The following is a 12,212-nucleotide window of genomic DNA, read 5'->3' as shown; positions in this document are numbered from 1 at the left end:
AGTCCGCACATCGTAATAAGGTCGGCGATACGGTACGAAGATCGAAGCCGGATTTCGAAAATCGTATCGATACGCTCTCACACGGGTTCCGTTCGCACGCCACTCACCCCTCGCGGTCGAGTGCGACCCGGCCCTGGAGTTCCCGCTTGGAGGCGGGGCTGAGGGTGATGTCGGCAGCCTCCAGCCGGCGCTTGACCGCCCGGGCGTACGCCGACCTGACCGCGATGACCTCTCCCTCGGAGGGGTCGTCGACCCAGTAGTGGATGCGGGCGACGACGGCGTCGCTGCCGAACTCCTCGAGATACGCCGCCGGGTCCGGCGCCTCGGCGATCCCCGCGACCTCCGCGGCTGCGGCCTCGAGTTCACCGAGCGCCTCGCCGGCGTCGGCCTCGTAGGCGAACTTCAGGCGCTCGACGATCCGGTGGCGCGACCGCCCGTACGGGCGGGCGACCGCCTGGTCGGTCAGGACGGTGTTGGGGACGGTCACGAGCCCCCCGTCGACCGTCTGGACCCGGGTCACCCGCAAGGTGATCGACCGGACCGTTCCCTCCCCGCCGTCCCACTCGATGTAGTCGCCGACGTTGAACTCCGGGTCGAGCACGAGCACGAGCCCGCTGACCAGCGACCCGAGGACGGTCTGGCCGGCGACGCCGACCGCGAGGGTCGCGGCCGCGACCACCAGCGCGGAGTCGGCGAGCACGCCGCCGTAGCCCGCGACGCCGGCGCCGACGACGACCGCGAGGACGACGACCAGCAGGCGGGTGTACCGGGTGAACGCCTCCTGGATCGTCCGGTTGTTCCGGTTGCGACGGCGGACCGTCCGCAACACGGCAGGCACGAACACATACCACCCGACGACGAGGACGACGAGCGCGCCAGCGAGGAACCAGCCGAGGCGGACGAACACCGGCCAGTAGTCGACGAGCCCCTCCGCACCGACGGGAACCGGGGTCTCGGTGGCCGTCGCGAGGAGGCTCGGAGAGACAGGCGTTCCCATGTCCTCCGGTCGGACCCCGAGTGTAGAAAAGCTCCCCCAACCGTGGAGGACACGGCACGCATCCGGACGTTTCTACAACGTATCCGGCGTGTATCCCGAGACATCCATCCGGCACGTCTCCGGGCGCGTCGCAGAGCGTGCCCGGTCTCGGGTCGGAGAGACAGCCAGAGCGGTACAAGAGGACGGCGGGCAGACGCGGGCGGCGGTGACAGGCCCGCGGGGGGGCTCACACTGTCGGCTGTAAGTCTGTGGAGAATTCCGCCACCCGGGGCGGCGAACATCTCAAACTACTCACAGCCGACAGTATCAGTTGTTCCCGTCGGCGAAGCGGTAGCGGTAGGGCTGGTCGCGGATGACCTCCACCTCGCCGGTCTCGGCACGCCGACCGAGGACGGTGGCGACGCGGTGAGCGCTGTCGAACTCCTCGCCGTGGTCCTCGAGGATCTGGAGGATCTCCCGGGCCGTCAGCGGTTCGTCGTGGTCGGCGCGCTCCAGGACCGACCGGATGCGCTCGTATTCACCCCGGCGGATGCGCATATCTACTGGATGAACCTACTCCCTCATTAAACAGCGTCAGACACGCGTCGGACGGCGATTCGGCGGAAATCGCCGGACGGTGACCGTCACCCGCCTGCCCGACCGTGTCATACGGAAACTCCCCGAAGAGATACGTACCGAACCCGATTCTATATAGTCGGCAGCGCTCAGACGGCCGTGTCGTGTTCGGTCTCGAACTCCCGCTCGGCGCGGTAGCGCTCGACGAACGCCTCGACGTCGAACTCCTGCATCCGGCGCTCGAACTCCGACACCGCCGAGCCGTCCTCGGCGTGGCTGACGGCGTGCTCCATCAGCTCCACCAGCAGCTCGACGACCACCTCGTGGAGCCGGCGGGCGTCGAAGTCGGCGACCCAGACGAGCGCGTACCCGACCTGCCCGTCCCCGGAGGTGTCGGCGCTGACGACCTGCTCGGGGAACTCCTCGGCGACCATTCCCATGACGTGGGGTGTCGAGAACTCCTCGAAGTCGTCGGCGGTGTCGACGGCCGCCCGGAGGACGTCGACGATCGACTCGGGGACGAACCGTGCCAGCGGGTGGGCGTCGGTCACGACGGCGTGGTCGGCCCCGCAGCGACACTCGAACTCCCGGACGCCGATGTCGATGTCGCGGACGCTCACCGTCCGCCCGCAGGGGAGGTCGAGCGACTCGGCCGCGCCGCCGGGCACGCCGGGCTCTGCCATACCTCCGCTTGGTGTGGCGCGGGAATAAAGACCGCGGAACGGGCCGACGCGGCCGCCCCCGGACCGCGGGCTCGCTGCGGCGGGCGGGTCAGGGCCAGTCGTCCCGGCCGCCGTCGTCGGTGTCGGTCGCGGCGGCGCCGGTGTCGGGCGGGTCCGGCTCGCCGAGGTCCCAGCCGGCCGCCTCCGCGGCCTCCTCGACGTCGAGATACTCCCAGCCGGTCGCCTCCGCGAGTCCGCGGTCTTCCTCGTTCGTGCCGACGTAGACGTAGCGGTCGGTCCCGAACTGGTCTTTGACGTTCGCGAGGCTCTCCTCCCGGCCCCGCGGGCCGGAGAAGAAGTCCTGGCGGATCCGGTGTTTGCGGGTGAAGTTCGTCACCACGTAGGTCGGCTCCTCCGAGACGACCCCGACGTACTCGCTCCACTGTCGGGCGTCGGTGAAGACGGCGTCGGGCTTCGCGAGCTCCTGGAGCGCCGTCAGGTCGAAGGCGAGCGTCATCTCGCCGCTCCCGTTCATGCCCCGAAGTGGGCAGCGTCCGGAGAAAAGACCGTCGGTCTCGGCGTTCGCGGGCTGGCGGGCGCCTTCACTGTGGGGTGCCCGCTACTCTGCTTCGGCCTGTGGCGGCGCGTCGAGCTTGTCGATGTCGACGGTCTCCTCGAGCAACAGCTCCTTCTGGTCGGCGACCTCCCGCTCCTCGCGGATGAGCTGTTTGTAGGTCTGCTGCTGGGAGAGGTCGCCGATGAGGACGCCGCCGACGATCCTGCCGTCCCTGAACGCGAGGCGGCGCCACTCGCTGTCGGAGAACTTCCGCTCGGCGGAGTCGTCGCCGACCGTCGGGTGACCGAAGGAGAGAAAGGGGAAATCGAAGTGGGTGATGGAGTAGGAGGAGACCCAGCGAAACGCCTCTGCCTCGTCGTCTGCGACCATGTTCTTCGCCGCGACGGCGCCCTGCTCCTTGGCCGAGCCCCAGGAGCCGTTCTGGCCGTGTTCGCCCAGGATCGAATCGTAGAAGCGTGTGATGTCCCCGGCGGCGTAGACGTCCTCGACGCCGGTCTGCATGTACTCGTCGACGACGATGCCGTCGTCGGTCTCGACGCCGGTCCCGCGGAGCCACTCGGTGTTGAAATCCAGGCCGATGGCGACGCCGCAGAACTCCCCCTCGTAGTGGTCGCCGTTGGGGTCGACCGCCCCCGTGACGCGGCCCTCGTCGTCGACCTCGAAGCGGTCGACGCCGGAGTCGAAAACCGGCGTGACGCCGTTTTCCTCCAGGGCGTCGTGGACGATCTCCGCGCCCTCCAGCGAGAGGGCGTAGCGCCACCAGCGGTTGCCCCGCATCAGGTAGTGGGCGTCGATGTCCTGGGCGGCACAGACCGCCGCGAGGTCGATCCCGAGCAGGCCGGCGCCGACGATGACGCCGGTCTCCGCTTCGGCGGCGGCCTCCCGGATCCCGCGGGCGTCCTGGAACGTCCAGAAGTGGTGGATGCCGTCGGCGTCGGCGTTCTCGACTGGGAGCTGGGCGGGCGTCCCGCCGGTCGCGACCAGCAGTTTGTCGTACTCGTAGGTCTCGCCCTCGTGGGTCGTGAGCGTGTGAGCGTCGGGGTCGACCTCCGTCACGTGGGTGTTGAGCTCGAGGTCGATGTCGCGTTCGTCGTACCACTCGGGTTCGTGGATCGAGATCGGGGCCTCCGGCAGCTTCCCCTTGGCGAACTCCTTTATCAGGATGCGGTTGTAGAGGGCCTCGCCCTCGTCGGTGAGGACGGTGACGTCCGCGTCGGGGTCCTCCTCGCGGAGCGTCTCGGCCGCCGAGCTACCGGCGATCCCGTCGCCCACGATGACGTGCGACGTGGTCATGGAGACTGGTTTGACCCCGTGCCTAATGTGGATTGCCATCTCGGGACCGCTTGCGACCCGGCACCAGACGGGCGCAGGACGGGGAATTGAAGGGTCTCGCGACCATATCGGTGACCGATGAAGATCCGCCAGAACGTCCGCCACTGGGCCGCGAAGAAGGCGCTGACCATGCCGGTCGTCGGCGAGTACACCAACGACAAGCTCGTCGACATCCACACGGGCGTCTTCCTCGACCGCGCAGAGGAGCGCCGCCGCGAGGAGCGCCGGGCCCACCTGGACGACTTCTTCGACGCGACGATGGACACCTACGTCGCCGCCCTCGAGGCGGGCTTTCCCGAGGCCGAGGCTCGCGAGATCACCCACGCCCAGGCCAACTTCGACTTCTACAACCACGGCTGGACGGAGATGATGGAGTTCCCCGCCGACGAGGTCGAGGCCCACTACGACCGCTACGAGGGCTTCTTCCGCGAGCACGGGATCACCATCGACGACCCGCTCGGCGAGTTCCGGCCCGCCGGCGGGATCGCCGGCGCGCCATCGACCCCGGAGAAACTCGACGACCCCGTACACCCCCACGCCGAGGGCGGATTCGCCGACGACGTCTACGTCGAGACCGCCGACGGCGAGGTGGTCGTCGGGGGAGGCGAGGAACCCGAGGAGGTCGAGGTCGACCGCGCCCCGGGGGTCGACCCCGAAGACGCCGACGGGGTCGACGAGGCCGACGGGGCCGGTGCGGACTGAGGCCGCGCCCGGTCAGCCCCGCTCCTCGGTCCGACTGGCTGTCCCGACGCCAGGCCGCGGAACCCAGAACGGCGCGACGACGGCCACGAGTTCGTCGCCGGCGTGTCCCGTCACGACGAAGGCGTGACCGCCGACACCGAGCCGGGTCGGAACCCGGGCTCGCAACCCGCTTGACCCGCGGCTCTCTTCGCTCCTCTGCCCGTCTGTCCCGGCCAGGACCCAGGTGAACGTCCCGCCGGTGGGGAGCGCGAGGTCCGCGCTGCTCCCGCCGGTGTCGACCGTCTGCCAGCCGCCGTCGGCCCGCCGGGCGAGCAGCCACCGGTCCCGGCCGGTCTCGAAGACCCGGTCCGTCCCGTTGGTCAGGGTAAAGGCCCGTCCGGCTGGCCCGCCGGCTCCGGCGTCGGTCGTCGGGCGCAACGCGAGCCCGGCAGCGGCCTCCGGCGAGCAGACGTACCGCTCGGCCGCTGCCGGCAACTCGGGACAGCCGGGGGCTTCGGTCTCCGTCACGTGCGCCCGCGGCGTACCGGTGTCGGTGGGGACGGGCGCCGGCGTCAGCGTCCGCCGCGGAGCCCCGTCGCCGGGCAACGCGGCGCAGCCGGCCAGCCCGGACAGCGCGGCACCCAGCGAGGCGAGGACGGCGCGTCGCTTCACGGCTCGCGTTCGGGCGGCCAGCCACATAGTTTCCGGCCTCCCGGCGGTGCGTGGCGGCGGGGTCGGGGCCACCGCGGCTGCCTCTCCGGCTCCGGGACGAGCCTCAGGCGATGTGGCCGCCGTCGACGACGAGCGTGTGGCCGGTGACGAAGGAGGCGTCCTCGGAGCAGAGGTACGCGGTCGCGCCAGCGACCTCCTCGGGTTCGCCGAACCGGCCCAGCGGGATCTCCTCCCTTACCGCCTCCCGCATCCCCTCGAGGTCCTCGGCGTCCATCGAGTCCGGGCTCATGCCGGTGTCGATCGGGCCGGGAGCGACGGCGTTCACCCTGAGCCCGGCGTCGGCGAACTCGAGCGCGGCGGTTCTGGTGAGTCCGACGACGCCGTGCTTGCTGGCGACGTAGCTCCCCCGTGCCGGCCCGCCGACCAACCCTTCCTCCGAGGTCGTGTTGACGACCGCCCCCCCGTTGCTCTCCAGCATCGCCGGGATCTCGGCTTTCAGACACGCCCAGACGCCCTTGAGGTTGACGTCGATCAGCGTGTCCCAGTCGCTCTCCTCGATCTCCGTCACCGGGACGAAGTCCGTGAGGATGCCGGCGTTGTTGTGCGCGACGTCCAGACTGCCGTAGCGCTCGACGGTGGCGTCGACCATGGCCTGGACCGAGTCGGGGTCGGAGACGTCGACCTCGACGAACGTTGCCTCCCCGCCGTCGTCCTCGATGCGCTCGACCGTCTCGGTGCCGCCCGCCTCGTCGATGTCGGCGACCACCACGCTCGCGCCCTCGGCGGCGAACCGCTCGGCCGAGGCCCGCCCGATCCCGGAGCTGGCACCGGTCACGACCGCGACGGCCCCGTCGAGCCCCCTCATCTCCCGTCCCCCGGGGCGCTCGCGGCCGGCGCGCGTTCCAGCCTCGAACTTCGAGGTGCGCGGTGCTGGTCGGCGGGTCCGTGGCCGTCCGGAACTGTCGCAATTTCCATGATATCGTGTCAATCTAAAGAATGGTAAGTGTTGGGTACGTATCGTCACTCGCTCGCGGGTGCCGCACGCGCCGGTTGTGTGTGGTACCGACCCGCACATTCAAGTGCCGGCGGGTGGAGTGTCTCGGGATGACCGACGACCTTCCACGGGGGTTTTCGGACCTGGTCGGCCTGGAGTTCACCGAGGTCGACCCGGAGTACAGCCGCGGTGAACTCGAGGCCACCGACGAACTCAGGAACCCCTACGGCGTGCTCCACGGTGCTGTCCTCTACGCGATGGCGGACACTGGGATGGGGGCAGCGGTGTCGGCCGGCCTCGACGACGACCAGCAGTGTGCAACTATCGAGGTCAAGATCAGTTACTTCGAGCCGGTCGAGTCGGGCCGGGTGACCTGCGAGACGAGCGTCCTCCGGGAGGGCGGGTCGGTCGTCTATCTCGTCTCGGAGCTCTCACAGGCCGAGGAGGGGGACTCACAGGCCGAGGAGACGGTCGCGCACGCGACGGGCTCGTACGCGGTGTTCACCCCATAGCGGTCGGCCGGACCCGGCCCGCGAGTACCCGGTTCAGTCGTCGGCCTGGGAGTGTGGTGGGTCGGCGACGCCGGCGACCCGGTCGGCACACTCGAAGCCGGCGACGACGCCGCCGTTCAGCGACCGCTCGGGGTACTGGGCCCGGGAGGCCATCCCCGCGTAGTAGACACCCTCCGCGACCGGGTCGGCGAGGTCGTAGGGGACCACCTTCTCCAGGTAGCCCCGCTCGTAGATGGGGGCCGTACGGGGATTCCGGGCCGTCCGTATCCAGTTGACCGCGTCGCGGTCGAACTCCGGAAACAGGTCCGCGATGCCGGAGAGCCACGCCTCCTCGACGCCCTCGTCGTCGGCCTGCCAGAGCGGGTCCGACGCCTCCTGGATGTACTTCACGGCGTACAGCAGGTGCTCGCCGCCGTACCGGTCGGGGGGGACGAAGTTGGTGTGCTCGACCAGCGCGCCGAAGGGCGCCTCGTCGGCGACGTTGAGCCAGTAGACGTCCGTCAGCGGCTCCTCGGTGCTGATCACCGAACAGACCGTCCCCTGGAAGTCGATCCCGCAGGTGTAGCCCGTCAGTTCCTCTAACACTGTGGGCATCGCGGCGACGACGACTCCCTCGACCTCGTGGGTCTCCCGCCCCCCGTCGGTCTCGGCGGTCAGCGAGGAGATACGGCCGCCGCTCAGGTCGAGGTCCGTCACGCGTGCGCCCGTGCTGACGTTCTCCCTGCCGACCGACTCGACCAGCGCGTCCAGCAGGACGGCAAACCCCCCCTCGAAGTAGCCGAGCACCTCGCCCCGGAGGATGTCCCGTTCGCCGCGGAACTTGACCCGGCCCAGCAGCCACGCCGCGCTCACCTCCTCCCAGCGGTCGCCGAACTTCGCCTCTAGGAGGGGCCGGAAAAAGCGCTCGAAACAGCCCCGGGAGGTATGCTCGAGGATGAACTCCTTCACCGGAACGTCCTCGAAGTCCTCCAGGCGCTCGTAGGTGTCGAAGGAGGGGATCCCGCCGCGGACGTCGATATCGAGGACGAGCATTCCGAGCCGGAACTTGTCGTACAGCGAGAGGTGGGGGTAGGCGAGGATCTCCCAGGGTTTGTTCATCGGGTGGGCGACGCCGTCGACGTAGTAGCCGTCGGAGCCGTAGCGCCACTCCAGGCGGTCGTCGACCCCCAGCTCGGCGGCCAGCTCGACGATGGTCTCCTCGGATTTCGAGAGGTGGTGGTAGAACGCCTCGATGCGGTCGCCGGCGGTCTCGTAGGTGGCGGCGAGCCCGCCCAGGTCGTCGCTGGCCTCGAAGACCCGCACGTCGTGGCCGTGGTCCTGGAGCCGGTGGGCCGCGGCCAGCCCCGCGATCCCCCCGCCGACGACGCCGATCATGGCCTCCCGTTCCGGGCAGGCGAGGATATGCCTTGTCGTTCGCTGTGCGGCCCCAGGACCTCGGGCCGCGAGCGCGTTCCATCGCGCGTTGCGAGGCCGACCGGAGGGAGGCCTCGACACGAACGGCGAAGCCGTGAGCACGGGGAGGGGCAGGCCCACAGCGAGCATCCGCGCGCCCCCGGCGCGCGGTTCCCGCGAGCGGCAGAGCCGCTCGCGCTTTTTTCGCCCACGTTTTTTCGGCGAGCGGTGCGCTTCGCGCACCCGAGCCGAAAAAAGGTGGTAGCGAAAGCCCTAACCCCCGAGGCGCGTAGCGGGGAGTATGAGCGAACCCCCGGGCGAGTACTACACCGAGGAACGCTGGCACAACTGGTTACAGCGCGTGGAGTCGGAGGAGCTCGACCCCGAGGACGAGGATTCGGCCCGGCTGCTCCTGAATCTGCAGGACGACACCGCCATCGCGGTCGCGAAGATCCTCACCGACTTCGAGAACGGAGAGATCGAGGAGGAGACTGCCCTGGGGGAACTCGAGGAGATCGAGGAGGTCGTCCTCGCCGAGCGGGAGTTCGACAGCGAGGAGACCGCGATGCTGATCGACGGCGTCCAGACCTCGCTGATGTGTGTCTTCTACACCGCCCAGGAGTACGTCGTCGGCGGCCCGGCCGAGGAGGGGACCGTCGCGGGATACGTCGAGGCCGCTGCGGAGGCCGAGGCCGAGGAGGACATGGAGGCCGCCCTGGGCTACTGTGTCCAGGCCGGGACGCTGGTCATCGACGGCGGGGAACTCGACCGCGAACTCGCCGACGACCTGGAGTTCGGGCTGGTGGCGGAGTGGGTCAACGGACTCGACAGCCTCCAGACCGCCCTCGCCGACCCCGAGGTCGTCGAGGAAGAGGACGGCGAGGACTGAGGGCGGGTGCGCGGCCGGCGAACAGGTTTTTGTCCGGCGGTCCGGAAGGAGGAGCAATGAGGCTGTGGGACGACGAGCGCGCCCAGTCGATTCAGGTGGGCGCGGTGTTGCTCTTTGGCGTGCTGGTGATCCTCTTCTCAGTCTATCAGGCGGTCATCGTCCCCAGCCAGAACCAGGAGGTGGAGTTCAACCACAACCAGCGGGTCCAGGGCGACATGGTCGAACTCCGCAACGCGGTTCTGGAGACGAAATCGACCGGACAGGACGGGTTCGCCAGCGTCGAACTCGGGACGCAGTTTCCCGCACGCCTCCTCGGACTGAATCCACCCTCCCCTTCCGGCGTCCTGCAGACGACAGCGGCACGACCGGTCGTGGTCAGGGACGCGAGCGGCAGCGAAATCACCAGCCAGGTCTGTCCGGGCAGCGACATCACCACTCGGACTTTCGAGTACACTCCCTCTTACTCAGAATTCGATAATGCCGGAACGATCCGGTATGAAAACTCACTCGTGTATCACAACTACAGCGAGAACGCAGTCTTGCTGTCCGGTCAGCAGCTGATACAGCCTGCCCCGAACAGCGCGGTCGACGGCAGGATACAACTTATTCCGCTGAACCGCTCGTTCCGGGAAGCCAGCAGCCGGACCGTCTCGGTCGACTTCAAGCCTGGGCAGCTGGACACCTCTCAGCGTGACGTGGACAGCATCACAGTTCCGACTCGACTGCCCCGGAGTGCTTGGGTAGATGCTCTGAGCGGTCAGGTCGACCCCGCGAACATCAATGTGACGACGGGCGCGTCCGGGCGGAACCTCACACTCACCCTGTCCGGGACCTACGCTATCGACTGCGGCCCGGTCGGCGTGGACGAAGCTCCCGAATCAGGAGGACGCGAAAGTGGCTCAAATGGATTTAATCCGGCTGGGCCAGGGGATATTCGCTTAGTCGATGAAAATCTTGGAAACAATGGAAATGTGACTATTTTCCTCAATAACTCTGGCGGTAATAACAGCTTCAGCGAAGCACGAATCAATTTTTACCGGTCACAAACCCCGAACAAGCCAACTGAGGCAGACCTCTATGCAGATGCTGATGATGATACGCTCCCTGAAATAATATCGCCAACACTTGATGTCGGTGGACCATTTGAGAGATTGACTCCGAATATCCCGCTTGAAGGCAACGGGACCGAAACGGAAGTGATTGTAAATTTCGACCGGGACCCGAATCCTAATGACTTCTTTATAATCACACTTGAGCTTGAGACAGGCGAGACAGCGACCTATTTTGTGCCGGCAAGATAGCGTCAAATCCGATTTTCTATTGAATGACCTCTTCGTGAGTGACGCCCCAGCCAACTTCATGTCTAATAATATTCATTTATGTAGAATTGTACCTGTTCACTGACTCTGCCCAGGAGGGTCACCACCCTGCCCAGGAGGGTCACCACCCTGCCCAGGAGGGTCACCACCCTGCCCAGGAGGCCCGCCTCCCTGACCTGAGGTTTCTGTTTCTATAACTTCGTCTTCAACTGTTCCATCGAAATTATAGATGCGGTAAGTGATATCGTAGTCACTTTTCTGATTGTTTTCATCAGTATATTTGAAAAAGTCTGTCTGTAAAGTAGAGTTGAATTCTTGTCTACCGCCGCCGTTCTGACGTTCCACGACGACAGTTACATTTTTAAATGCTGTATTGTTAGTCGCATAACTGATATTGAATTCTGCTGGAGAGCCCGAATTCGGGGAGGTATCGTCAACCTGAGTACTGGTGAAATTGGTCGGTATTCCATTAATTATGAAGCTCGCACTATCATTTCTGTCATCACTGGCGATTACTACCGTATATATACCTGCGTCACCCACTTCTGTGATGTTTTCGAGCGTGAAGGTTGTTGAATTACCGCCGTACAGACCGACACGCTCAGCGTCGAAGGGTTCGCCAATACCATCGATGTTTAGTTCGATGGCCTGAGAATCAGGGTTCTCACCTGTGTTTTCGACCGTAGTGTTAGTCGTCAGGTTGTCTCCTTCCTGGATTGGCGAATTAGTACCGTCAATCGTCACGTCAAAGACGGCCAGTTCCAGTACGCGAACAGGCGCTGAGTCCGAATCGTCCCCGCTTGCGACAGTGGTGGTGTAGGTCCCGTTGTCCCCCTTCGCAGTCGGCCAGGTCAGCTCGATCTGCTCGGACCGGCCGGCTCCGAGCGTGAGGCTCTGCGTATCCACCTCGGTCCCGTCGATAGTGAGGTTCACCTCCCGTGTCCCCTGGCGGTCACCGTGGTTGGTCACCGTCGGCCGAACCGTCAGCGTCTCGCCCTCCGCCACCGGGGAGTCGGTGTTGTCGATCCGGACCCGGAACTCCGGGGGGCCGGGCGTCGTGTCCGAGACATCGCTGGCTTCGCCGCGGCCGAGCACGGTCCCCCGTTCGATGTCGACGACCAGCACCGAGACGGTTCCGGTCAGGGAGTGCGAGAGGACCGCCCGCTCGCCGGGTTCGAACCGCCCGTCGCCGTCCCCGGTTCGGTCGGCGGGTGCGACATCCGACAGCTCGTATCGGGATTCGTCCGATCCGTTTCGGAGGATCACCTGGACCGTCGAGTCCGCAAGCGTGTCGCCGCCCCCATGGGTGACGGTCACGTTGTCACTGGTGATGGTCACGTCGGCCCGGGCCGCGACCTCGCCGGCCTGGGCCTGACTCGAAACGTTGGCGATGACCCCGGCGCCCACGACGCTGACGAGCACGACCACGACGGCGGTCAGGAGGAGCACCCCGATGGTCTCCGATTGGGCGCGCCTGCCCGCCCCGCTTGCGCGCGCGCCGCCGGAGCCGACCATGTGGATAGTAAGAGATCACTGCCGCTGCGGCTTAGTCGCTTGTGGTGCCCACGCGAAGTGAGTTCGACAGGCGACGAACTATTAGTCGACGGACTCTTATAGGAGCTACAAGCAG

The 12,212-nt window shown here is 66.8% G+C and carries 13 protein-coding genes; 4 read left to right on the top strand and 9 right to left on the bottom strand.

Annotated features, from left to right (window positions below):
- Positions 1 to 103: 103 nt before the first annotated feature.
- The 5 genes from GN153_RS08825 to GN153_RS08805 all read right to left on the bottom strand — a co-directional run bounded on the left by GN153_RS08825 (position 104) and on the right by GN153_RS08805 (position 4,084).
- Positions 104 to 997, bottom strand: a complete 894-nt coding sequence (locus tag GN153_RS08825) for a mechanosensitive ion channel family protein (RefSeq protein ID WP_159901785.1) — start codon at positions 995 to 997, stop codon at positions 104 to 106.
- A 306-nt stretch (positions 998 to 1,303) separates the two neighbouring features.
- Positions 1,304 to 1,534: a hypothetical protein gene (locus tag GN153_RS08820; RefSeq protein WP_159901783.1), complete on the bottom strand. Its 231-nt coding sequence runs from the start codon at positions 1,532 to 1,534 to the stop codon at positions 1,304 to 1,306.
- Positions 1,535 to 1,701: 167 nt separating this feature from the next.
- Positions 1,702 to 2,235, bottom strand: a complete 534-nt coding sequence (locus GN153_RS08815; RefSeq protein ID WP_159901781.1) for a DUF5815 family protein — start codon at positions 2,233 to 2,235, stop codon at positions 1,702 to 1,704.
- Positions 2,236 to 2,323: 88 nt separating this feature from the next.
- Positions 2,324 to 2,749 (bottom strand): DUF7124 domain-containing protein, encoded by a 426-nt coding sequence (locus GN153_RS08810; RefSeq protein WP_159901779.1) that lies wholly within the window; start codon positions 2,747 to 2,749, stop codon positions 2,324 to 2,326.
- Between the two features lie 84 nt (positions 2,750 to 2,833).
- Positions 2,834 to 4,084 (bottom strand): NAD(P)/FAD-dependent oxidoreductase, encoded by a 1,251-nt coding sequence (locus GN153_RS08805; protein ID WP_159901777.1) that lies wholly within the window; start codon positions 4,082 to 4,084, stop codon positions 2,834 to 2,836.
- Between the two features lie 117 nt (positions 4,085 to 4,201).
- On the opposite strand from GN153_RS08805, the gene GN153_RS08800 reads away from it, so the two are divergent.
- On the top strand, positions 4,202 to 4,825 hold the full coding sequence (locus GN153_RS08800) for a DUF6149 family protein (RefSeq protein ID WP_159901775.1): 624 nt from the start codon (positions 4,202 to 4,204) through the stop codon (positions 4,823 to 4,825).
- Between the two features lie 12 nt (positions 4,826 to 4,837).
- Here GN153_RS08800 and GN153_RS08795 read toward each other — a convergent pair whose 3' ends face one another.
- Complete coding sequence (locus GN153_RS08795) at positions 4,838 to 5,476, bottom strand: hypothetical protein (RefSeq protein ID WP_159901773.1); 639 nt, start codon at positions 5,474 to 5,476, stop codon at positions 4,838 to 4,840.
- 103 nt (positions 5,477 to 5,579) lie between these two features.
- Positions 5,580 to 6,341 (bottom strand): SDR family NAD(P)-dependent oxidoreductase, encoded by a 762-nt coding sequence (locus GN153_RS08790; protein ID WP_159901771.1) that lies wholly within the window; start codon positions 6,339 to 6,341, stop codon positions 5,580 to 5,582.
- 239 nt (positions 6,342 to 6,580) lie between these two features.
- On the opposite strand from GN153_RS08790, the gene GN153_RS08785 reads away from it, so the two are divergent.
- Positions 6,581 to 6,982, top strand: coding sequence for a PaaI family thioesterase (locus tag GN153_RS08785; protein WP_159901769.1), 402 nt, complete (start codon positions 6,581 to 6,583; stop codon positions 6,980 to 6,982).
- Positions 6,983 to 7,015: 33 nt separating this feature from the next.
- Here the strand turns inward: GN153_RS08785 and GN153_RS08780 are convergent, their stop codons facing one another.
- Entirely contained in the window at positions 7,016 to 8,356 is a 1,341-nt protein-coding gene (locus tag GN153_RS08780) for an NAD(P)/FAD-dependent oxidoreductase (protein WP_159901767.1), read from the bottom strand.
- A 319-nt stretch (positions 8,357 to 8,675) separates the two neighbouring features.
- On the opposite strand from GN153_RS08780, the gene GN153_RS08775 reads away from it, so the two are divergent.
- Both GN153_RS08775 and GN153_RS08770 read left to right on the top strand, forming a co-directional pair.
- The gene (locus GN153_RS08775) at positions 8,676 to 9,263 is read left to right on the top strand and encodes a DUF2150 family protein (RefSeq protein WP_159901765.1); all 588 of its coding nucleotides are present in this window, start codon (positions 8,676 to 8,678) and stop codon (positions 9,261 to 9,263) included.
- Positions 9,264 to 9,319: 56 nt separating this feature from the next.
- Positions 9,320 to 10,564, top strand: coding sequence for a hypothetical protein (locus GN153_RS08770; protein WP_159901763.1), 1,245 nt, complete (start codon positions 9,320 to 9,322; stop codon positions 10,562 to 10,564).
- Between the two features lie 96 nt (positions 10,565 to 10,660).
- Here the strand turns inward: GN153_RS08770 and GN153_RS08765 are convergent, their stop codons facing one another.
- Positions 10,661 to 12,097, bottom strand: coding sequence for a type IV pilin (locus tag GN153_RS08765; RefSeq protein WP_159901761.1), 1,437 nt, complete (start codon positions 12,095 to 12,097; stop codon positions 10,661 to 10,663).
- Positions 12,098 to 12,212: the final 115 nt, after the last annotated feature.

It is taken from the genome of Salinirussus salinus, from assembly GCF_009831455.1.
In the GTDB taxonomy this organism is placed as follows: domain Archaea; phylum Halobacteriota; class Halobacteria; order Halobacteriales; family Haloarculaceae; genus Salinirussus; species Salinirussus salinus.
The sequence above is the reverse complement of the archived record's forward strand: the minus strand, read 5'-3'. Positions and strand labels throughout refer to the sequence as shown.

Coding starts and splice junctions, on each gene's coding strand:
- GN153_RS08825 (WP_159901785.1), bottom strand. CDS start 997: ATGGGAACGCCTGTCTCTCCGAGCCTCCTCGCGACGGCCACCGAGACC.
- GN153_RS08820 (WP_159901783.1), bottom strand. CDS start 1,534: ATGCGCATCCGCCGGGGTGAATACGAGCGCATCCGGTCGGTCCTGGAG.
- GN153_RS08815 (WP_159901781.1), bottom strand. CDS start 2,235: ATGGCAGAGCCCGGCGTGCCCGGCGGCGCGGCCGAGTCGCTCGACCTC.
- GN153_RS08810 (WP_159901779.1), bottom strand. CDS start 2,749: ATGAACGGGAGCGGCGAGATGACGCTCGCCTTCGACCTGACGGCGCTC.
- GN153_RS08805 (WP_159901777.1), bottom strand. CDS start 4,084: ATGACCACGTCGCACGTCATCGTGGGCGACGGGATCGCCGGTAGCTCG.
- GN153_RS08800 (WP_159901775.1), top strand. CDS start 4,202: ATGAAGATCCGCCAGAACGTCCGCCACTGGGCCGCGAAGAAGGCGCTG.
- GN153_RS08790 (WP_159901771.1), bottom strand. CDS start 6,341: ATGAGGGGGCTCGACGGGGCCGTCGCGGTCGTGACCGGTGCCAGCTCC.
- GN153_RS08785 (WP_159901769.1), top strand. CDS start 6,581: ATGACCGACGACCTTCCACGGGGGTTTTCGGACCTGGTCGGCCTGGAG.
- GN153_RS08780 (WP_159901767.1), bottom strand. CDS start 8,356: ATGATCGGCGTCGTCGGCGGGGGGATCGCGGGGCTGGCCGCGGCCCAC.
- GN153_RS08775 (WP_159901765.1), top strand. CDS start 8,676: ATGAGCGAACCCCCGGGCGAGTACTACACCGAGGAACGCTGGCACAAC.
- GN153_RS08770 (WP_159901763.1), top strand. CDS start 9,320: ATGAGGCTGTGGGACGACGAGCGCGCCCAGTCGATTCAGGTGGGCGCG.
- GN153_RS08765 (WP_159901761.1), bottom strand. CDS start 12,097: ATGGTCGGCTCCGGCGGCGCGCGCGCAAGCGGGGCGGGCAGGCGCGCC.